Annotated in this window: 18 protein-coding genes; 8 read left to right on the top strand and 10 right to left on the bottom strand. The window is 37.5% G+C overall.

The window, feature by feature from the left end:
* Nucleotides 1-24 precede the first annotated feature (24 nt).
* Complete coding sequence (locus DO88_RS05370; protein WP_033040147.1) at nt 25-1,248, bottom strand: EAL and HDOD domain-containing protein; 1,224 nt, start codon at nt 1,246-1,248, stop codon at nt 25-27.
* 331 nt (nt 1,249-1,579) lie between these two features.
* Between DO88_RS05370 and putP the strand changes: the two genes are divergently transcribed.
* A complete protein-coding gene (gene putP, locus DO88_RS05375) occupies nt 1,580-3,058 on the top strand; it encodes a sodium/proline symporter PutP (RefSeq protein ID WP_033031455.1) in 1,479 nt (492 codons plus the stop codon).
* A 107-nt stretch (nt 3,059-3,165) separates the two neighbouring features.
* Here putP and DO88_RS05380 read toward each other — a convergent pair whose 3' ends face one another.
* Entirely contained in the window at nt 3,166-3,486 is a 321-nt protein-coding gene (locus DO88_RS05380; protein WP_033040146.1) for a YebG family protein, read from the bottom strand.
* A gap of 302 nt (nt 3,487-3,788) precedes the next feature.
* Between DO88_RS05380 and DO88_RS05385 the strand changes: the two genes are divergently transcribed.
* A complete protein-coding gene (locus DO88_RS05385) occupies nt 3,789-4,085 on the top strand; it encodes a ComEA family DNA-binding protein (protein WP_007378631.1) in 297 nt (98 codons plus the stop codon).
* Nucleotides 4,086-4,101: 16 nt separating this feature from the next.
* Here DO88_RS05385 and DO88_RS05390 read toward each other — a convergent pair whose 3' ends face one another.
* From DO88_RS05390 to nhaB, 3 genes are all read right to left on the bottom strand, one after another.
* Nucleotides 4,102-4,404 (bottom strand): DUF6170 family protein, encoded by a 303-nt coding sequence (locus DO88_RS05390; RefSeq protein WP_008133810.1) that lies wholly within the window; start codon nt 4,402-4,404, stop codon nt 4,102-4,104.
* Between the two features lie 5 nt (nt 4,405-4,409).
* Nucleotides 4,410-4,928 (bottom strand): disulfide bond formation protein DsbB, encoded by a 519-nt coding sequence (dsbB, locus tag DO88_RS05395; RefSeq protein ID WP_007378633.1) that lies wholly within the window; start codon nt 4,926-4,928, stop codon nt 4,410-4,412.
* Nucleotides 4,929-5,032: 104 nt separating this feature from the next.
* Entirely contained in the window at nt 5,033-6,613 is a 1,581-nt protein-coding gene (gene nhaB / locus DO88_RS05400) for a sodium/proton antiporter NhaB (RefSeq protein WP_007378634.1), read from the bottom strand.
* Nucleotides 6,614-6,917: 304 nt separating this feature from the next.
* On the opposite strand from nhaB, the gene fadR reads away from it, so the two are divergent.
* Nucleotides 6,918-7,631, top strand: coding sequence for a fatty acid metabolism transcriptional regulator FadR (fadR, locus tag DO88_RS05405; protein WP_007378635.1), 714 nt, complete (start codon nt 6,918-6,920; stop codon nt 7,629-7,631).
* A 363-nt stretch (nt 7,632-7,994) separates the two neighbouring features.
* On the top strand, nt 7,995-8,600 hold the full coding sequence (locus tag DO88_RS05415) for a peroxiredoxin (RefSeq protein ID WP_007378637.1): 606 nt from the start codon (nt 7,995-7,997) through the stop codon (nt 8,598-8,600).
* Between the two features lie 59 nt (nt 8,601-8,659).
* Here the strand turns inward: DO88_RS05415 and DO88_RS05420 are convergent, their stop codons facing one another.
* Both DO88_RS05420 and smpB read right to left on the bottom strand, forming a co-directional pair.
* Nucleotides 8,660-11,251 (bottom strand): TonB-dependent receptor, encoded by a 2,592-nt coding sequence (locus tag DO88_RS05420; RefSeq protein WP_033040145.1) that lies wholly within the window; start codon nt 11,249-11,251, stop codon nt 8,660-8,662.
* Nucleotides 11,252-11,891: 640 nt separating this feature from the next.
* The gene (smpB, locus tag DO88_RS05425) at nt 11,892-12,371 is read right to left on the bottom strand and encodes an SsrA-binding protein SmpB (protein ID WP_004335699.1); all 480 of its coding nucleotides are present in this window, start codon (nt 12,369-12,371) and stop codon (nt 11,892-11,894) included.
* 146 nt (nt 12,372-12,517) lie between these two features.
* Here smpB and DO88_RS05430 point away from each other — a divergent pair, with 146 nt between their 5' ends.
* The gene (locus DO88_RS05430) at nt 12,518-12,958 is read left to right on the top strand and encodes a type II toxin-antitoxin system RatA family toxin (RefSeq protein ID WP_007378640.1); all 441 of its coding nucleotides are present in this window, start codon (nt 12,518-12,520) and stop codon (nt 12,956-12,958) included.
* A complete protein-coding gene (locus tag DO88_RS05435) occupies nt 12,955-13,278 on the top strand; it encodes an RnfH family protein (RefSeq protein ID WP_007378641.1) in 324 nt (107 codons plus the stop codon). The genes DO88_RS05430 and DO88_RS05435 overlap by 4 nt, the downstream gene beginning before the upstream one ends.
* A gap of 59 nt (nt 13,279-13,337) precedes the next feature.
* On the opposite strand, the gene DO88_RS05440 is transcribed toward DO88_RS05435, so the two are convergent.
* The gene (locus DO88_RS05440; RefSeq protein ID WP_008135869.1) at nt 13,338-13,697 is read right to left on the bottom strand and encodes an outer membrane protein assembly factor BamE; all 360 of its coding nucleotides are present in this window, start codon (nt 13,695-13,697) and stop codon (nt 13,338-13,340) included.
* A 106-nt stretch (nt 13,698-13,803) separates the two neighbouring features.
* Between DO88_RS05440 and DO88_RS0118375 the strand changes: the two genes are divergently transcribed.
* A complete protein-coding gene (locus DO88_RS0118375) occupies nt 13,804-14,142 on the top strand; it encodes a GIY-YIG nuclease family protein (RefSeq protein ID WP_193371851.1) in 339 nt (112 codons plus the stop codon).
* 111 nt (nt 14,143-14,253) lie between these two features.
* Here DO88_RS0118375 and DO88_RS05445 read toward each other — a convergent pair whose 3' ends face one another.
* A complete protein-coding gene (locus tag DO88_RS05445) occupies nt 14,254-16,173 on the bottom strand; it encodes a methyl-accepting chemotaxis protein (RefSeq protein ID WP_033023841.1) in 1,920 nt (639 codons plus the stop codon).
* Between the two features lie 179 nt (nt 16,174-16,352).
* Nucleotides 16,353-17,825 (bottom strand): ketol-acid reductoisomerase, encoded by a 1,473-nt coding sequence (ilvC, locus tag DO88_RS05450; RefSeq protein WP_008135873.1) that lies wholly within the window; start codon nt 17,823-17,825, stop codon nt 16,353-16,355.
* Nucleotides 17,826-17,963: 138 nt separating this feature from the next.
* Here ilvC and ilvY point away from each other — a divergent pair, with 138 nt between their 5' ends.
* Complete coding sequence (gene ilvY, locus DO88_RS05455; RefSeq protein ID WP_007378646.1) at nt 17,964-18,869, top strand: HTH-type transcriptional activator IlvY; 906 nt, start codon at nt 17,964-17,966, stop codon at nt 18,867-18,869.
* Nucleotides 18,870-18,948: the final 79 nt, after the last annotated feature.

The following is an 18,948-nucleotide window of genomic DNA, read 5'->3' as shown; positions in this document are numbered from 1 at the left end:
CGTTTTTGTTTGCTGGTGTTGTTATTATTCGTGAATCATTAAATGCATTTGCTCATCGACCCAAGCTAGCGCTTCATGGTAGGCATCAGGTACTTTTTCACCAAGGTTTAGTTCTGTAGTTATGTCGTTGGCCGCTGACCAGTTTGCTTGCTCATAATACTTAACTAGGTTTAGGTATTGTGCCAATAAACCTTCGTTATCGAGTAATGCTGCTTTTATTTCGTTAGATAAAGGTAATTTCTGCATTACGCTTTCCATACTCTCATCTAAAATAGCATCCATTAGAGACATCATACCGGTTAAAAAAGCCATGCCAGTATCTTTAAATTGGCCATGAGAAATAGCGAGTAATTCACCAAAACGTGCTCGGGTTAAGGATAATTTGATTAATTCAACGGGCTTATCTGCAGATACTTGCGCAGCAAAAAGTAATGATAAGAGCTTTTTAATTTCGCTAGCGCCAAGCACAATAAGTGCCTGCTTAATTGTACTGATTTCAGCACGCCTTGCAAAGGCAGCAGAATTTGAATACCTAAGAAGCTTATAAGATAGATTTACATCACGCTCAAATACATTAGTGATTTTTTTAAGATCTATTTCAATACTTGAGGTTTCATACAGTAATTCAGCTAATGCCATCTCTGATGGTGGCAATGCTTTACTTTGCACCATCTCGGGTTTTGAAAAGAAGAATCCCTGAAAATAATCAAAACCGAGTTCTAATGCCAAGCTATACATTTCATACGTTTCAACTTTTTCGGCAAGTAATTTAATATGAGAATGTTGTTTTATATCGTCAATAACGTTGTTTATTGTACTTGTATCACATGTTAAGAAATCAATTTTAATGATGTCTATAAATGGATAAAAGTGACGCCACACAGGCTGATGAATGTAATCGTCAAGTGCAATAGTATACCCTTTATCTTTTAGGTCTTTAACAATTGCTAATAAGCGCTTCCCGGGTTGAACTGTTTCGAGTATTTCAACCACAATTGTATCTTTACCCAGTAGTGTTGGATAACCTTTTGATAACGTATCCAACGTAAAATTTATATAAGCGGGCTTATTATCAGTTAAATCTTCTAAACCAAAGTTGAATTGACTGCCTTCTATTAAACGTGTTGTCGCTTCGTCACCATCTATATCGGGAAACACATTATCGACGCCATCGCGAAATAAAAGCTCATAACCAATGAGTTCTTTTTCACGATTTAAAATCGGTTGGCGTGCGGCATAAAAGTACATAAACAATTCCGTATGAGTAAAGTCAGCAGGTATTGTAATAATATATTGGAAAACATTCAAAATAGCATTACGTATATTTGCATGATTAATAAATTATCATTAAAAATAAGAGGGTTTATCTGTTTTATTTTGTGAGTTTACATAGTGTTGTTCTAAAAGTGTGCAGCATGAATATTTTTAAACTAGGAAAAGGTAACAAGTTGGAGATTTCCATATTAGGCATGATATAGTCGGCTGGAATGCTTTTACCTCAATGCTGTCTTTATTATAAAATTTTAAGAGTCAATATTCGGATTAAAAGCTTGGTATTATTAAATGTGCGGAGGCTAATTTGGAAACAGGAATGATTATTTCACTGGCGTTATATTTTGTTGTAATGCTAGGTATCGGACTATATGCATATAAACAATCTACAAGCGATGTCTCTGGTTACATGTTAGGTGGGCGAAACCTTTCCCCCAGTGTCGCTGCATTATCTGCTGGCGCATCTGACATGAGTGGTTGGATTTTAATGGGCTTGCCCGGTGCAATGTTTGTAAGTGGATTTAGCAGTACATGGATAGCGATTGGTTTGATCGCAGGTGCTTGGTTAAACTATTTTTTAGTAGCTCCAAGACTCAGAGTTTATACAGAAAAAGCAAATGACTCGATTACTATTCCAGATTATTTTTCAAATCGTTTTAACGACAAATCTAACTTACTACGCGTTGTATCTGCAGTAGTTATTATTGTTTTCTTTACGCTTTATACCTCTTCTGGTGTTGTTGCCGGCGGTAAATTATTTGAAAGCTCATTTGGGCTAAGTTATGAGATGGGTTTGTATATCACTACAGGTGTTGTTGTTTTATATACTTTGTTTGGTGGTTTTTTAGCCGTCAGCTTAACTGACTTTGTTCAAGGTTGTATTATGTTCATCGCACTAATTTTAGTGCCTTGTGTAACCTACTCACTTTTAGAACAGCCTTTAGAGTCCACTTTACATAGTGTAAACCCCGAAATGCTTAATTGGATAGGTGCAGGGTCTACTTTAGGGATTATTTCAGCAATGGCTTGGGGGTTGGGATACTTTGGACAGCCTCATATTATTGTGCGCTTTATGTCTGTTCGTAGTGTGAAGGAGATGCCCACAGCGCGTCGTATAGGTATGACTTGGATGATTGTTGCTGCTGTTGGTGCAGTTGCTACTGGTATTTTTGGCGCCGCTTACACATATGAAAATAATATTACGGTCAAAGACCCAGAAACTATTTTCTTAGTGCTTTCAGAGCTTTTATTTCATCCACTAATAGCAGGCTTTTTACTTGCCGCTATATTAGCTGCAATTATGAGCACAATCTCATCTCAGTTATTAGTGAGTTCAAGTTCACTAACAGAAGATTTTTACAAAACATTTTTGCGTAAAGAGGCGAGTGATAAAGAGCTAGTGGCTGTTGGCCGTATCAGTGTTGCTATAGTTGCTATGTTTGCCATTTACTTAGCTTACGACAGAGATAGCTCTATTTTAGATTTAGTAAGTAATGCTTGGGCAGGCTTTGGCGCCGCGTTTGGACCATTGGTTTTATTTAGCCTTTATTGGAAACGCATGAACTTTGCCGGTGCATTATCGGGTATGTTAGTGGGTGCATTTACTGTGCTAATTTGGATTTATGGCCCATTTACTATTAATGGCGAAAGCTTAAGTAGCTTTATGTACGAAATTGTACCTGGCTTTATTTTATCTTGTATCGCAATTGTTGTTATCAGCTTAGTAACAAAAGAGCCAGAGCAAAACATCACTGCTTTATTTGATGAAGTAGAGAAAGAGCTTTAAATAGCAATTACCACCTATTTTAAAATAAGTGGTAAGCAATAAAAAAGGGAGCAACTTAGTTGCTCCCTTTTTTATTTAGCTTAACTCATCCAGTAGGGAGCAAACGGCTAGTTAACTTGTTTTTTATCGTTGTTGTCTTCAGTTGATGCAACGTTATCTGACTTTTTAGTTTTTGCTGGGGCTTTGGTGACAACTGGGTCTTTGCCACCTTTTAATATAGTCATAAAGTCTTCTTTACTCTTTGCTATTTCTAAAGCAAGTGACTCTATTTGTTGCTCGCTTAATGGCACATCTACCTTTTCTAACATTAGCTCAAGCGACTCAGCAATATCGAGCATTTTGTCATAAGCATCAGCTTCTTTTTTAGTAGTAAACGTCATGCGCTCGACTCCGTTTCGTTCTACAACATATTTAACAACAACAGCCATGATTTCTCCTGCAAGCTTGCGTGGCAATGTGGTTTATGAAAACCATTAGATTACTGTTTTTATGTACAGTAATGGTTTGTGGTGTAATTTGCAAGTATCTGATATTAATTTTTAGTTTATTTAAGATTTGACAAAAAACTGTAACTTTACTTTATTTAATAAATCACTTGTTGTACCAGCTGCATTTTAGGATTTCGGATAATAGTGATCATGTGTTTAGGTGATTTTATATAATGAGCTATTTTTATTTTACTATTTCCTGAGCAAAATTTAATAATTCGAAAGTACAATAAGGAAAATAAATGCGTCTTTTACAAAAACTCTTATTCATAAGTATATTATGTTTGCTCCCGACTACTGCAGCGTTTTCACAGGTAGTTGATGTGGTCAAAGAAATGCCTAAATATGATGTTGTAAGTATTAATGATGCTGATGCGAGTATGCTCGCTAAGCTACCAGGAATAGGGAAGAAAAAAGCACAAGCAATAGTTGATTATAGGGAAGCAAATGGAGAGTTTACTGAAGTAAACGATTTAGCGAAAGTGAAAGGTGTAGGAAAAAAGTTAATAACTAAGCTAAAAGATAAAATAACATTATAAGTGGGTTAGGGCGCTTCTAAGCGCCCTGATCATATTCTTTTAATGCTTTACTAAGATTTTTTTTTGCAAAATTAATTTCGATAGGCGTAGTTAATAATGGATAACAAAGTACACCAAGCATTAAAAATGGAATAACTACCCAGCCTTCAAATAGGGTAAATATTAAAAACAGTGGGCTTAATAATATAAGCTTTATTATACGTAATAACACGCGTTCAGTAGGTGAGATCAGACCTAGCGATAGGGCTATAACGGCTTGCCTTTCACGTACTTTTAAATGTTTTAATTCTATAATTTGACTCGAAAAAAAAGTAAACATACTAATTAAACCGATCTTTTAAAAAGTAAACGACTACTAATCACTATAAAAAATACACTAGCAAATAGTCCAAATATGATTTCCATCCAAGCGGGCATACTCATACCCAAAAATTGCCAGTCTATATTTCCACAATCACCAGTTGCCTGAAAAAAGCTAGGGATCCACTCATGCAATGGTAAAAATGATGGGAAATTAGGTTCAAATTCACAGCTAAAAGCAAAAGGGTCTGTGGTGGTTTGCATATCTATATGTTCTTGAGCAATCAGGTATCCCCAGACACTTGATACGCCCCAAGTTAAGTAAGCCGCTATTCTGACTACTTTGTTTTGCGGTTTAATTGAGCCAATAATACCAGCGCTAAGTAACCCTAGTACTGCGGTACGTTGATAAATACACATTATGCAAGGTGCTAACCCCATTTTGTATTGAAAGAAAAGGGCGGTTACTTCAAGTAAAAAAACAATAACGGTGAATAAAATCCACGGGGTACGTTGAGTCGGTAATTGTGCAAGCCAGTTCATAAAAATTCCACGCTTAAATAAGACGATATATTATGGCGTAGGATAAAGTACGCAGCAACAAAAAGGAAAAAAAAGCTACCGAAGTAGCTTTTTTTAAGATGAGATTAGTGACTACTTGATGCAGCCCCGATGGTCGCTACATGATGATCTATCCAGCCCCATTGATACATTAGTTCGGTCATATCGCTTAAACCTATGTAAGTAAAGGTAAGCCCTATAGTAGTTAACACGATTGTATATGGTAATGCCATGTAAACCATTCTCCCATAGGACAAACGCAGTACTGGGGCAAGTGTTGATGTAAGCAAAAATAAAAATGCAGCTTGACCGTTTGGAGTCGCAACACTTGGTAAATTGGTACCTGTATTAATAGCAACAGCTAAAAGGTCGAATTGATCACGGGTAATTTCCCCAGCTTTCAGTGCCGCTGCAACTTCGTTTATATACACAGTACCAACAAATACATTATCGCTTACCATGGAGAGTAACCCATTGGCGATAAAGAACATGACTAATTGTAATTGCCCTTCAAATGTAAGTACCCAAGCAATAACAGGTGTGAATAGGTGTTGGTCTATAATAACGGCAACAACGGCAAAAAACACACATAAAAGCGCTGTAAATGGCAGAGCTTCCTCAAATGCTTTTCCTAGTTGATGTTCTTCAATAATACCGGCAGAGGCAGTTGCCAATATAATCACTGATAAACCTATTAACCCAACAGCGGCTAAATGCATTGCTAAACCGACAATAAGCCATACCGCAATGAACGCTTGGATAGTTAAGTTAACTTTATCGCGTTTAGTTCGTTTACTATCAAGCCCTTCAGCGTGATTTTTTAAGATAGTGTGAATTTTTTTAGGTAATTTAGCGCCATACCCAAAGGCTTTTGTTTTTTCCAGAACAAAAGTAGTTAATAAACCAGCAAAAAATACAGGCAAGGTGATAGGCAGCATTCTTAAGAAAAACTCACCAAACTGCCAACTCGCTCGTTCAGCAATAATTAAATTTTGAGGCTCACCAACCATAGTACAAACACCACCGAGTGCAGTGCCAATAGATGCATGCATTAATAGGTTACGTAAAAAAGCACGAAACTCTTCGAGTTCTTGGCGATTAACTTCTTTTACTTGATTATCATCATTTATATCATGTTCGCTGTTGGAGTCTTTTCCTGACGCGACTTTGTGATAAATACTGTAAAATCCCATTGCAACGGCAATGACTACTGCCATAACTGTTAATGCATCTAAAAATGCAGATAAAAAAGCAGCTGCAAGAGTAAACGCTAAAGATAAAATAGATTTACTTCTGACTGACACGACTAGTTTCGTGAAAATGTAGAGTAATAAATCTTTCATGAAGTAAATGCCGGCGACCATAAAAATCAACAGCAAAATTACATCTAAGTTTTGTGCTATTTCATGTTCAACTTGTCCTGCAGTCGTCATTCCTATAAATAAGGCTTCAATGACAAGTAAGCCACCAGGCTGCAGTGGATAGCATTTAAGTGCCATTGCCAAGGTGAATATAAATTCTAATACTAACGCCCAGCCTGCCACGTATTGATTTAGTTGAAAAAGGATAGGGTTAATAATTAGAAACGTAATGATCGTATATTTATACCATTGTGGCGCATTACCTAAAAAATTCTTAAATGTTGCAGTTAAAACACTCTGCTGCATAGGTGTTCCTTTTTATTGTACTTATATGTATAGCTAGTGCCCGTTAAGTTAATTCAGCTAAAGCTTTGTGTAAACAAAAATATGCGAGTGATAACAATGTACCTAATGTGAATGTGGCCTATATTTATATACACTGTAGCTAAAATAGAAAAATCAAAATTTAATTATTTATAAATATTAAATTTCTACTCATTTGGTTGAACTAATATGCCTTACTTTACTTGTTAGTTGTGCTTCCTCTGGTACAATCAGTCAGTTATTCGTGTAAGACGATAAGTTGTAGATTACTTCGAGTGGGAATTGAATGAGAATTTTTAAAGCGAAAAGCCCAGCAGGATTTGCTGAAGAATATATAGTTGAGTCTATTTGGAATGGCGATTTCCCTCCAGGTTCAATTCTACCTGCCGAGCGAGAGCTCTCAGAGTTAATTGGTGTCACAAGAACAACTTTACGAGAAGTACTACAGCGTTTAGCTCGCGATGGTTGGTTGACTATCCAGCACGGTAAACCGACACGAGTTAATAATTTTTGGGAAACGTCTGGTTTAAATATTCTTGAAACGTTAGCACGCCTTGATGAAGATAAAATGCCTGAGCTGACAGATCAGCTTTTATCGGCAAGAACGAATATTAGTGCTATTTATACGCGTGCCGCTATTAAGTTGAATCCAGAGCGCGTTATTGAAATTTTATCACAAAGCCATGAATTAGAAGATACTGCACAGGCATTTGCTGATTACGATTATAAAGTTCATCACGAATTAGCAGTTGCTGGTAATAACCGTATTTATGTATTAATTCTTAACGGTTTTAGAGGGTTTTATTCAAAGATTGGTTGTCATTACTTTTCAGATGCAGGAACACGAGAGCTTGCCCGTCAGTTTTATAAAGATTTAACTATACTGGCTGAAAATAAAGAGCATGATGGCGCTATTTCTATGATGCGTAAGTATGGTCATCAAACGGGTGAAATTTGGCAGAATATTCGAGGTGATATGCCTTCGGATATAATGGATTAAATATAAACGAAAAACCTGCATTTGCAGGTTTTTTTTATCTGTAAAAATTCATACCACATTATATGTTTTTTTAAACAGTTTAATGTATTAACCCTTCTTCAGTAAGGTTAAAAATACTATCTAATTACAACGCAATTTACACCTCAAAATAGATCTATTATTCAAGCAGATTAGTGCAAGTTGTAAGTGTTCGTTATTTTCGATTGCTCACATCGCTAAATACGATTGTTCTTTTTAAACTAAAAAATTTAGAATGCCAATTAATTATATGTATGCGCTATTGGTTTTTAATTTTTAGCGCCCATATAAGTACCAGCATTGCGAAAGCAATTGAAAACAAACTCAAAATATTTGGAGAATAAAATGGGTGTATTAGTAGGCCGCCAGGCACCAGACTTTACCGCTGCAGCTGTTCTTGGTAACGGTGAAATTGTAGATAGCTATAACCTTCATGAAACAATCAAAGGTAAAAAAGCAGTTATCTTCTTTTACCCACTAGATTTCACGTTTGTGTGTCCTTCAGAACTTATTGCATTTGATAAGCGTTTTGAAGAGTTCCAAAAGCGTGGCGTAGAAGTTATTGGTGTTTCTATCGATTCACAATTCTCACATAACGCATGGCGTAACACTGCTGTAGCAGATGGCGGTATTGGTAAAGTTCAATACGCACTAGTTGCAGATGTTAAACACGAAATTTGTAAAGCATACGACGTTGAGCATCCTGAAGCGGGTGTTGCGTTTCGTGGGTCATTCTTAATCGACGAAGAAGGCAATGTACGTCACCAAGTAGTGAACGATTTACCACTAGGTCGTAACATCGATGAAATGCTTCGTATGGTTGACGCACTAGCATTCCATACTGAACACGGTGAAGTATGTCCTGCTGGTTGGACTGAAGGTAAAAAAGGTATGGACGCAAGCCCTGAAGGCGTTGCAAAGTTCTTATCTGAAAACGAAGGCGAGCTATAATTTAGCCCTTAGTTTTAAATAAAAAACCGCCAATTGGCGGTTTTTTTTGTGTCTTTTACTTAGAAGGAGAAGCTTACTTTAGTATACAGGTAACGGCCACGAGGGTTGTGCACACCTGACGCATAACCATATAAATCGCCATCGCCATCACCAATAGCAAATGGTGGCTCTTCATCAAATAAGTTATTAACACCTAAAGATATTTTAGCTGATTCAGTAATACGGTACGATGTTTGTAAATCCACAAGCGTTTGTGAATCTATCATACGCGATGTATTACTATCAAAATCTAAATTACCATCAAAGTCGATATCAGGTGTATCTTCAAATTCACCCACATAACTGATATTTACGTTAGTGTTAAAGTCGCCAATTTCCCAGTTAGTTGAGAAAATAAAGCGGTGCTCTGGGTAACCATATTCACCCGTGTAATCACGGCCATCTTTTTCAAATTTATCTTGATATGCCCACTCTAGATTAAATTTAAGTAAACCTAAGTCATCAAGAGAGTGATTATAGTTTGCTGAAACATCAACACCAGACACTTCTTGCGATGATAAATTTTTGAAGGTGCTGTGTATTTTTTGTATTGTGCCCAAGCTTGCACCACCCGTTGGGGCCAAACGAACACACACGGTACTACTTTGATTGCCACATTCTGCAGCGTAAATAGGGCCAAACTCTTCTTCATCTATTTTGTTATCTTGGGTAATACTCCATACATCAACACTTAAGCCAAACTCGGCTGTTGGTGCCCATATAACGCCCACGTTCCATGATTCTGACTCTTCTGCTTGTAAATCAGGGTTACCAGAGAACTCAATATTGTAATCCAGCGCTTGGCAATCTAACCCAGTTTGTTCACAGCGCTGCGAATCAACAAAAAATTGACTCTTTTGTGACGGACCTAAGCCTATTTGCGCTAATGAAGGCGCTCTAAAGCCTTGCGCCCATGAACCTCGAACGGTTACTTCATCAGTCGGTGCCCAGCGCAGAGCTACTTTTGGATTCGTTGTAGTACCAAAGTCGCTGTAATCGTCGTAACGACCAGCTAATTGCAACTCAAGGTTTTCAGCAAGCGGGATTGAGAATTCAACGTATGCAGCGTATTGATCACGATCTGCTGAAGCGGATACTGATTCAGTACCAAATATCAAACCGCGTTGAAATTGATCATCAGGAATATCATTTACATCTTCTTCACGGTATTCAATACCCGCGGCCATCATTACTGCTTCGCCACCAAAACTAAATGCTTCACCAGTTATATTGGCATCAAAAGACGTCATATGAGATTCACCGCGACGTACTAAGCTGGTTGTTATTCTGTCAACTACCGCAGGATCGTTATATGTGCCACCAAATGGATTATAGTTACCGGCATCAATTTCTTGCTGTAAAAAATCGGTGCGTACCCAGCCTTGTGTGCGATCGCCAGTTTGCAGTGATTTACTGCGACCTTTTTGTACTGCTGTTTCCCAGCTCCAATCGTTTATTTCGCCTTTTAACCCAGCAACAAAGCGTAAGGTATCTGACTCAATATCCCATTGGCGAGCACCCGCATCAACTGTACGGTAACGACCAATTTGAATGTCTTCACCAAATGGATTGTTAGGGTGACTAGCAGGCACTGTCAGGCCAGCATCTTCATCAAGTGGTGTTGGTGCTCCTGCAGCGACAGAGCTATTATGCTGAACAGCCATTTCTAAAAAGCCTGTAATACCGTTATCAAAGCGGTATTCAAATTGTGAAATAGCGCCTATACGTTCAGAGGCTGGGGAAATATAGCCATATGGGCCGTAATCAAATAAACAGCTACCACTTGAAGTTGCATTTTCAGCAGGACAATCAGGATCGATAGTTTTAACACCATCTACATAAAAGTAGCCAGGAAAACCACGAGATGAACGGAAATCCTCACCACCATAAGGCGATTGGTTTGCAGTGCCTAGGCGGCCCATTTCATCAGAAGAAAGGGATGTATTTTTAAAGTAATCGATAATAACGGATGCACTACTTTTTTCGCTCGTAGTACCCCAAACAAGGCTGGCTGTTGTCTCTTCATAATTTGGACCATCTGTACCGCCATAGCCTAAATTAATCTCAACGCCGTCAATATCTTTCTTTAAAATAACGTTAACTACACCGGCTACTGCATCTGAGCCATAAATAGCTGAAGCGCCATCTTTTAGTATATCGATGCGCTCAATAGCAGAAACGGGAATACTGTTAATATCTACAAATGAGTTGGTGATACCTTCAGCAAAAGCACTAATTGATACACGACGACCATTGATTAGTACCAGTGTTGCATCAGCACCTAAGCCTCGTAAGCTTACTGCAGCTGAGCCGTTAGCGGTTGAATCTTGATTATTTCCACGGGTTGAAAAAGTACCGCTACCTGCCACAGGCATTCTTTCTAGAAGCTGTTGTAAGTTATCGTAACCCATGTTTTCGATTTCAGCTCTACCGATTGATTGCACCGGAGAAGGCCCTTCAATATCAGTTCGCTTAATACGAGAACCAGTAACTTGAATTCGCTCTACTTTTTTAGCTTCTTCTGCTGCGTAAGTTGTTGTTGTAAAACCTGCCGATAATGCGAGTGTTGCACTCACAATAATGCTAGGTGTAAATACTGTTGATTGTTTCATCCTTAAACCCTTGTTTATTTATTGTAAAATTATTTGCTTAACAAGCGAATTAATTAATAACATGTAACTTAAAGGTTATCAATCGTGTTTTTTAGGGTTTGATTATGAATTTTAAAGAGTTTTTATATATTAATTTTTATATATTTTTGCTTGAGGCCAAACTGGGCGTGAATAGGAGCTGTATTTGATATTTCTTGTCTTGTTAAATTAGGCTGAAAAAGTAAGTAATGAAGATAAAACTAATTTGTAATAATTTATTTCTTGGGAAATTAGGGCTGCTTATCTTTTTAGGTTGAATTTTCACCAAACGTTTGGTTTTTAGCTAAGGTAGAGCTTATGTTGCTCGGCTTTTTGAGTCTACGAGGTTATAAACTTTGCGCCGAGACAATACTAACCGGCATAAATATTTGAACAATTTAACGAATTAAATAACTCTATGACGTTGTTAAAATTCTTTATTTAGAACAACTAAATATAAAAATTTTTGCCTAGATTTATCAAAGCGAATTTACGTGACGCTCGCAACTTTATTGCTATTAAGCTCAACAGAGTTAACATTTTAAATAGCTGCTTGAGATCTGTTTACTACGGGGAGGTTATCCATATCAAATAAAATGCCTAACAAGGTTAGGCATTTTTATTATACTTTGTGCTTCATTAAGCGTTCTTTTTCGCGAGACCAATCTTTGTTTTTCCCGTCGTCTCGTTTGTCATGTAGCTTTTTACCTTTTGCTAGATGAAATTCAAGTTTTACCCAACATTTCTTCCAGTACATAGCAGTAGCAATTAATGAATAACCATCTCGCTCTGTTGCTCCGAGTAGACGGTCAAGTTCGCGTCTGCTTAATAGTAATTTACGATAACGTAACGGATCGCAAATTACGTGGGTTGATGCACTATTAAGTGGCTGGATTTGCGCGCCAAGTAAAAATGCTTCGCCATTTTTAAGGTGAATATAAGTTTCGGTGATGTTTACTTTTCCAGCTCGGATACTTTTAACTTCCCAGCCTTGGAGTTCGACACCCGCTTCAAACTTATCGTGTAAAAAATACTCATGTCGCGCTTTTTTGTTTAGCGCGATGGTATTACTTGTCGATTTTGATGAATTTTTCTTAGCCATAGTGCCCTATAATATACGTAATGTGAGATGTTTTACATCGATTTTTTAATAATGCTTTTAAAAATTAAGCTTTTATTTAAGCTGTATGAAAATTTGGGGAAACGCACAAAGCTTGCTAAAATTCGCCCACACAGTTGGGAGTGAGTATGCCACAAATAGAAAAAAGTGCGCTTGTTATGTACAGCACTAAAGAGATGTTTGATCTAGTTAATGATGTAGAAGCTTATTCACAGTTTTTACCAAATTGCTCAGACTCAAAAATTGTTTCACAGCATGATAATAACATGACCGCGAGTTTAGAAATATCTAAGGCGGGTATAAAAAAGTGGTTTACCACCGAAAACACCTTTGTTGATGAACAAACCGTGTTACTGCGCCTAGTGGATGGGCCATTTAAAATGCTGCAGGGTCGTTGGCACTTTCAAGCACTTGATGCTAAAGCATGTAAAGTTTATTTAGAGCTAGAGTTTGAGTTTTCAAGCAAATTAATCGAACTTGCTTTTGGTAAAATATTTAACGATGTTGCCAAAAACATGGTGAGTGCATTTACTCAACGTGCTAAGCAGGTTTATGGAGCGCGAGTATGATTAATGTTGAGGTGGTATTTGCATTACCAACCATGGCGACGTGTTTATCACTTGAAGTACCAGAGGGGACGACAGCAGAGCAAGCTGTTATCCAATCTGGCATTATAGAAAAATGTCCAGAAATAGAGGCTACTTCATTAACTCTAGGCGTTTGGAATCGAACGGTAAAATTAAATCAAGAACTTAAAAATGGTGATAGAGTTGAAATTTATCGCCCATTAATTGCAGATCCTAAAGATGCCCGTAGAAAACGCGCTGAAAAAGCAAAGGAAGAAGGGCGAGCAAACAAAGTAACGGGTGGGCGTCCATTAGAACGTTAACGTAGAAATAAAAAAGGTGAGCACGGCTCACCTTTTTTATTAACGCACAACTCGCTTTTTTATTGCTCTAGCGGTGTGTTAAAATTTTCTGGCTGATCATAATCGCCCGAAATAGAGACTAGTTTTTCGTTTTCAAATTTAATAACTAAAGATTTGTGTTGCTCGTTTTTACGGCCTTTATTGAAGCTATAAACGTAACGCCATGTATTGTTATCAAAAGCATCCTCGGCAATTGGACGGCCTAAAACGTAAATAACTTGCTCTCGAGTCATACTAACACGAAGCTTTTCAACATCAGATTGCTCTAAAAAATTACCTTGAGGGATGTTGATTCTGTATACCCAGCTAGAACAACCCGCTGTTGTACTGAGTGTTAGTGCAACGATAAGCCAAAGGGAAAAAGTTTTTAACGACTGCATTGTTAGTTGTGATCCTTATTTTTTATAATCTGCATGATACCGATTAGTCACTGAAGGTAAAACCCTTTTAGCAATTGTTTTTTGTTAAGGGCGTTAAGGTAATATTTTGACCATTAATAATGAAAAAAGTTTACATCATATTGAATCTTGTAATGTAAAAAGGGATTCTATTTGGTATTTGTACATCGTGCAGACTCGCTTTGGGCATTGGTACACGGGTATTACAACAAATGTAGAAAAACGCTTTGCTACACATCAAGTGGGTAAAGGGGCCAAAAACCTCAGAGGGAAAGGCCCTTTACTGCTTATCCACCAACAAAAAGTGGGCAGTAAAAGTGATGCGAGTAAGTTGGAGCATCAGATTAAAAAACTGACAAAAGTTAGAAAAGAGGCATATGTTCTCAATTTTAAAAAAGTGGATATTAATAAGACTAAATCGCTGTAAATATAAACTTTAATTAATTTTATTCATCGTAATTAAAACTTCACCTCTACGAACAAGCTAGCATTAACTGCAGTTAATACTAGCTTGTTCGTAATCGCAGTGCCAAACCACTTAACGATGCTTTTCAAATGTATCGACAAGCTCATCAAGAGTTTGAGCGCTATTTGCTAAATCACGAATGGCTTGCTCTGTATTAATTTGCTCGCTCATTGCTTTATCACTAATTTCACTTATTTGCTCAATGTTACGTCCTACATCGGCAACTACATTGCTTTGCTGCTCTGTCGCTGTGGCTATAAGTGTGGCCATATCGTTTATTTGGTTTGCAGTTTCGGTTATCGTATTGAGTAACTCTACTGAGTTTTGCATTGCCCCTACGCTTTGCTGCGCTTTATCTTTTGATTGGCTAATATCGTTAACTACATCATCAGAAATCTGTGTTAGCTCTTCTATCATTGACTGAATTTCATTTGTTGACTGAGAAGTACGGTTTGCTAGTGCGCGCACTTCGTCGGCAACAACAGCAAACCCGCGACCATGCTCTCCAGCACGAGCCGATTCAATAGCTGCGTTCAATGCCAATAAATTAGTTTGTTCAGAAATGCTTCTGATTGCATCAATAATGTTAGCAATATCAATTGTTTTTTTAGACAACAGGGTAACTTGCTCTGTAATGCCATCTATATCACTCGCAAGAGCAGAAATAGTTGTCTGACTTTGAACAACTTGCTGATGGCTTTGTATAGTTTTTTCACGGCTGCTATCAGTGAGTTTTGCTGTGTTTGCCGCACTTTGTGCTATTTCCTGTACCGTTGCACCCATTTGGTTTATCGCAGCAGCAACCGAGATCGTTTGTTCTTTTTGACTATCGATTGCGAGTGAATTGCGTTTAGCTTGTTCAAAAACATGATCTGAACTTTTTCTTATGTCATGGCTTTCATTCGCGACTTGCTGAATAGCAATTTCTATTTTTTCGATAAACTGATTAAAACCAGCACTTAAGTTATTAAGCTCTGGTTGGCTTGATTCAGGTAATCTATAAGCAAGATTAGCATCACCAGAACCCAAGCGTGAAAATAGTTCTGCCATTTTAGATAAAGGTGATGAGAGCGATCGAGCAAGTAAGTAACTAATTAGGCTAGCAACTAATGCAATGATTAATGTAAAAGTAAAAATTTGCCATTGCAGGGTATTTACGCTTGCGAATACTTCGCTTTTTGGCACTTGGGCTACAACATATAAATCGGTGTTTTTGATTGGTGTTGCCGCCACGAGGGTCGGTTCACCATTTAAGTTTATTTCTTTTAATACAAAGCCATAACTGCTTAATAGCTGGTTGTGTATGTCAGCTGTAAATAATTCATCAATATTAACTTTTGCTACTTTACTTGAATCTTTATGCAGCTGAATTAAACCACTTTTATCTGCAATAAATACAAAACCAGTTTGTTCAATTTTAAATTGCTGCAATAGCTTTTGCATCTCAGTAATACTTTTAGCAAGGCCAGCTAAGCCTGTTCCATTAGGCTGTTGATGATTTATAAACATTTTTACATCATTTGCAGACTCTTGGTAAATACTTATTGAGTATGGTTTTTTCGATTGTTTAAATGCAAAAAACCAGCCATCAGCAGTATCATTTTTTAATACGCGCAAAAAGCCATTTTGGTTCCAATATTGAGCTGTGTCTCTATTTGCCCAAGACGCGGTTGCTAAATTGTACTGCGTAACTAAACGGTTTAATTCTTTAAGTAAGACAGCATCATTTTTAGTATTAGTTTGCGACCATTGTAAAATGAATTCATTTGACGATAATTGTTCAGCAGCACCAATGAGTGCGTTTATTTCACCACCAATATGGTTACTGATAGTTTGCAACTTACTTGGTAGTTCAGACTCAATCATACGTTGTTCAATAATATCTTCTGAACTGTACAACGAGGTTAGGCCTATTAGTGCGGCAACAAAGATAGCAATACTACTGCCAAGGGCTGTTATTTTTTGAGTAATAGAAAGGTTTTGTAACATCATAATAATTTATTTTACAACTTAATTAGAAAGCCATGTTAGCACATTATTTATTATGGGCTAATTATTAGCTTAAGCTGAACAAATGAAAGTAAGCAGTGTTGTGAATATGCATAAAAAAGCCCACGTGCTAAAAGCATATGGGCTTGGTTTCTAACAAGCGAAACTTTTATTGTCTAGAATTAAACAATTTTCTTCATTGCAGACATGTAGCCACGTAGTTTAGCACCTACTTTTTCAACAGGGTGTTCACGCAGTGCCGCATTGATTTGAATTAATGTTTGGTTATCAACTTGGTTACTGTGCTCGCCAAGGCCTTTACCAATAATGTCTGTATCAACGTTTTTCATAAAATCAGCAAGTAATGGTAAACATGCATGGTTATATAGGTAACATCCATACTCTGCAGTGTCAGAAATTGTACGGTTCATTTCAAAAAGCTTTTTGCGTGCAATAGTATTAGCAATTAATGGCGTTTCATGTAAAGACTCGTAGTAAGCTGACTCTTCAATAATACCGGCTGCTGTCATGGTTTCAAAAGCAAGTTCAACACCTGCTTTTACCATTGCTACCATTAAAATACCGTTATCAAAAAATTCTTGTTCTGAGATTTCTACATCGCCTGCAGGAGTCTTTTCAAAGTTAGTTTCTGCTGTTTCAGCGCGCCATTTAAGTAAATTTACGTCATCGTTATTCCAGTCTTCCATCATGGTGCGTGAAAAAGTGCCGTCGATGATGTCATCTTGATGCTTATTATAAAGCGGGCGCATAATTAGTTTTAGCTCTTCACTTAGTTCAAACGCTTTTACTTTTGCAGGGTTTGAAAGTCGGTCAAGCATGTTAGTAACGCCGCCGTACTTAAGTGCTTCGGTAATTACTTCCCAACCGTATTGAATTAGTTTTGATGCGTAACCAGCATCAATGCCTTTTTCTATCATTTTATCAAAACATAAAATAGAGCCAGTTTGTAACATGCCACATAAAATGGTTTGCTCGCCCATTAGATCAGATTTAACTTCGGCGATAAATGATGATTTAAGTACACCTGCGCGATGTCCGCCAGTACCCGCTGCATACGCTTTAGCTTGTGCTAAACCAAGACCTTGAGGGTCATTTTCTGGGTGAACTGCAATTAGAGTTGGTACACCAAAACCACGTTTGTATTCTTCACGGACTTCAGAACCAGGACACTTAGGCGCAACCATGATTACGGTAATGTCTTCACGCACTTGCATGCCTTCTTCAACAATATTAAAGCCATGAGAGTAAGCAAGTGTAGAGTCTTTTTTCATAAGCGGCATAATCGCACTTACTACAGCGGTATGTTGTTTATCTGGCGTTAAGTTAAGTACTACGTCTGCTGTAGGAATTAATTCTTCGTAAGTGCCTACAGTAAAGCCATTTTCAGATGCATTAAGGAAAGATTGACGGCGCTCAGAAATGGCTGATGCACGTAATGTGTATGAAACATCTAAACCAGAGTCACGTAAGTTTAAGCCTTGGTTTAAACCTTGTGCGCCACAGCCTACAATAACGAGTTTTTTACCTTTAAGTGCATCAACGCCATCGGCAAATTCGGCTGCGTCCATAAATTCACATTGCGCTAATTGCGCTAATTGCTCGCGTAAAGGTAAGGTATTGAAATAATTCGCCATTGTTAGTGTCCTATAAAGTAATATTTGTTAGATGCGCAATGTTTACTGCGCTTACAAACACCATATGTAAAATAGTTACTTGCGTAAAATGATATATTTGAATTAAAGTGTTTCATAATATGAAATACTGGGTTTGGCATGGATCATAAACATTTAAACTACTTTTTAGCACTGGCTAAAACACTTCATTTTGGCCGCGCAAGCGAACTTTGCCATATAAGTGCGCCTACTTTGAGCCGCAATATAAAACACTTGGAAGAAGAGGTTGGTGTTGCATTATTTATACGCGATAACCGCAGTGTTAAATTAACACGTGAAGGAGAGTCGTTTATTGATTACGCTACGGCAACGTTAGCCAGTTGGCAACGTTTTAAAGCGAATGTGAAAGATCCACAACAGCATATTTATGGCAATGTTAGTATTTATTGCTCAGTGACAGCTTCTTATAGTTTTTTACATCAAATATTAGAGCAATTACGTGCACAGCATCAGCATATCGAAATAACTTTAAATACCGGTGATCCAGCTTTAGCTATTAATAGGGTACTCGATGGTCACGAGTCGATGGCAATTGCAGCCAAGCCAAATAAGCTTCCTACACAAATAGCATTTGTAAAAATAGGCTATTCACCACTTGTTTTAATTGCACCTAGAATTCATTGTCAGATCACTGAAAAGTTAATAAAGAGCGGTGATAATATTGATTGGTCTGAACTTGAATTTATTGTTCCGGAGCAAGGTTTTTCAAGGCAACGACTTGAGCAGTGGTGGCGTAAAAATAATGTTCATGGAAAGATTTATGCGCAAGTCGCTGGACATGAAGCTATGGTGTCAATGGTGAGTCTGGGTTTAGGTGTCGCAATGGTCCCTAAAATAGTGCTAGATAACAGTCCACTGCAGGATAAGGTACAAGTATTGGATACAAAGAGGGCTACTCCAGAAGGTTTTGAGATTGGTCTAGCTGTCCTTCGTAAAGAGTTAAATGATCCTGCTATTAGCGCTTTATGGAGTATTGCACAAACTTTAGACGCAAGTGCTATTTAAAGGATCAAATATTCATTTAGTTCATAAAATAGTATGAATATTAGTTGCTTATAGGTTTACTATTAATTAACATCAAAAA

The sequence above is a fragment of the Pseudoalteromonas sp. S3431 genome (assembly GCF_000690035.1).
GTDB classification, from domain to species: domain Bacteria; phylum Pseudomonadota; class Gammaproteobacteria; order Enterobacterales; family Alteromonadaceae; genus Pseudoalteromonas; species Pseudoalteromonas fuliginea.
This window is presented reverse-complemented; position numbering and strand designations above follow the sequence as displayed.

Coding starts and splice junctions, on each gene's coding strand:
- DO88_RS05370 (WP_033040147.1), bottom strand. CDS start 1,248: ATGTACTTTTATGCCGCACGCCAACCGATTTTAAATCGTGAAAAAGAA.
- DO88_RS05380 (WP_033040146.1), bottom strand. CDS start 3,486: ATGGCTGTTGTTGTTAAATATGTTGTAGAACGAAACGGAGTCGAGCGC.
- DO88_RS05385 (WP_007378631.1), top strand. CDS start 3,789: ATGCGTCTTTTACAAAAACTCTTATTCATAAGTATATTATGTTTGCTC.
- DO88_RS05390 (WP_008133810.1), bottom strand. CDS start 4,404: ATGTTTACTTTTTTTTCGAGTCAAATTATAGAATTAAAACATTTAAAA.
- dsbB (WP_007378633.1), bottom strand. CDS start 4,928: ATGAACTGGCTTGCACAATTACCGACTCAACGTACCCCGTGGATTTTA.
- nhaB (WP_007378634.1), bottom strand. CDS start 6,613: ATGCAGCAGAGTGTTTTAACTGCAACATTTAAGAATTTTTTAGGTAAT.
- fadR (WP_007378635.1), top strand. CDS start 6,918: ATGAGAATTTTTAAAGCGAAAAGCCCAGCAGGATTTGCTGAAGAATAT.
- DO88_RS05415 (WP_007378637.1), top strand. CDS start 7,995: ATGGGTGTATTAGTAGGCCGCCAGGCACCAGACTTTACCGCTGCAGCT.
- DO88_RS05420 (WP_033040145.1), bottom strand. CDS start 11,251: ATGAAACAATCAACAGTATTTACACCTAGCATTATTGTGAGTGCAACA.
- smpB (WP_004335699.1), bottom strand. CDS start 12,371: ATGGCTAAGAAAAATTCATCAAAATCGACAAGTAATACCATCGCGCTA.
- DO88_RS05430 (WP_007378640.1), top strand. CDS start 12,518: ATGCCACAAATAGAAAAAAGTGCGCTTGTTATGTACAGCACTAAAGAG.
- DO88_RS05435 (WP_007378641.1), top strand. CDS start 12,955: ATGATTAATGTTGAGGTGGTATTTGCATTACCAACCATGGCGACGTGT.
- DO88_RS05440 (WP_008135869.1), bottom strand. CDS start 13,697: ATGCAGTCGTTAAAAACTTTTTCCCTTTGGCTTATCGTTGCACTAACA.
- DO88_RS05445 (WP_033023841.1), bottom strand. CDS start 16,173: ATGATGTTACAAAACCTTTCTATTACTCAAAAAATAACAGCCCTTGGC.
- ilvC (WP_008135873.1), bottom strand. CDS start 17,825: ATGGCGAATTATTTCAATACCTTACCTTTACGCGAGCAATTAGCGCAA.
- ilvY (WP_007378646.1), top strand. CDS start 17,964: ATGGATCATAAACATTTAAACTACTTTTTAGCACTGGCTAAAACACTT.